The 1,252-nt window shown below is 48.5% G+C and carries 2 protein-coding genes and 1 pseudogene; all 3 read left to right on the top strand.

The window, feature by feature from the left end; all coding sequences use genetic code 11:
* A partial coding sequence (locus PGX78_RS07015) for a hypothetical protein (protein ID WP_270446127.1) occupies positions 1 to 202 on the top strand: 202 nt, incomplete at its 5' end.
* A 255-nt stretch (positions 203 to 457) separates the two neighbouring features.
* On the top strand, positions 458 to 955 hold the full coding sequence (gene purE, locus PGX78_RS07010) for a 5-(carboxyamino)imidazole ribonucleotide mutase (RefSeq protein WP_006942163.1): 498 nt from the start codon (positions 458 to 460) through the stop codon (positions 953 to 955).
* Between the two features lie 18 nt (positions 956 to 973).
* Positions 974 to 1,252: pseudogene (locus PGX78_RS07005) on the top strand (amidophosphoribosyltransferase); the annotation flags it as partial.

The following is a 1,252-nucleotide window of genomic DNA, read 5'->3' as shown; positions in this document are numbered from 1 at the left end:
TGTTCCGGTTACGGGCGGGATTTTTCGCCCGTATGTGGCGACGGCCTTTGTCCTGTCTTTTTTGCAACTGGCCTTATACTTTGTACCGACTTTGAGATATGTATGGATTACGTCTCTTGTCAGCCCCGTCGTGGGCGGGATGTTGGCAGGTGTCATTTTTTCGTATTCGGATCGGGTCGTCAAGAGCAGACAGAAGAGCTGAAAAGCACTTTCTTCTATACCGTAAAAACGCCTGTATAACGGCCGTTGTCATTGACAGAAGACCCTGATTATTGGTACAATACAACATGTATTTTCTATCATTCATACTGTGAGGAGATGCGACATGAGAATGAGATTTCGAAAGATAAATTTACCTACCTTCTATTGTCGTGCCTGCAGTGTATCTTAGCACTATAATCCCGCCGAAGGCGTATGCCTTCTGCCGGGATTTATTTATTTTCTACAGGAGGAAGTTATGAAAAAAATTGGCTTATTGATGGGGAGCGATTCGGATTTGCCCGTTATGCAAAAAGCATTGGATATTTTTAAGGAATTCGGCGTTCCTTATGAAGCCGTATTGGCTTCGGCACATCGTACGCCTGCAGCTGTTAAAGAATTTGCAGAAACGGCGGAAGAACGCGGTATAGGGTGTCTCATTGCCGGTGCGGGAATGGCGGCTCATTTAGCCGGTGTTGTCGCGTCCTTTACGACGCTGCCCGTCATCGGAGTTCCTCTTGAAGGCGGCAGCATGCGCGGTATGGATGCCCTTTTGTCGACAGTACAAATGCCGTCGGGCATGCCCGTAGCGACAGTAGCCGTAAACGGGGCGAAGAATGCAGCCCTCTTGGCTATTCAAATCCTGGCGGTAGGCGATGCCCAACTGGCAGGTAAATATAAGGCCTATCGTGCGGATATGACGGCTCAGGTAGAAGCGAAGAACGTAAATTTACAAAAGCAACTCAATCAGGCGTAGAATCAATCAGGAGGAACTATGCAATACGATTTGGTATGGGATAAACTTCATGAAGAATGCGGTGTTTTCGGCATTTACGATAAAGAAGCGGACATTCCCCGTTATGTATACTGGGGGCTTTTTGCCTTACAGCATCGCGGACAGGAAAGCGGCGGTATTGCTCTGACGGACGGCACGGATATTCATAATCATCGCGGCATGGGCTTAATCAGCTCGGTCTTTGAAAAGGAATTGCCTGCCAATGAAGGCGGTCCCATCGGCATCGGTCACGTGCGCTATTCGACAACGGGCTCCAAC

The sequence above is a fragment of the Megasphaera sp. AF13-6AC genome (genome assembly GCF_027685385.1).
GTDB lineage: Bacteria > Bacillota > Negativicutes > Veillonellales > Megasphaeraceae > Megasphaera > Megasphaera micronuciformis.
This window is presented reverse-complemented; position numbering and strand designations above follow the sequence as displayed.

Excerpts from the sequence above, each read along its gene's own strand:
- purE (WP_006942163.1), top strand. The coding sequence starts at position 458 with ATGAAAAAAATTGGCTTATTGATGGGGAGCGATTCGGATTTGCCCGTT.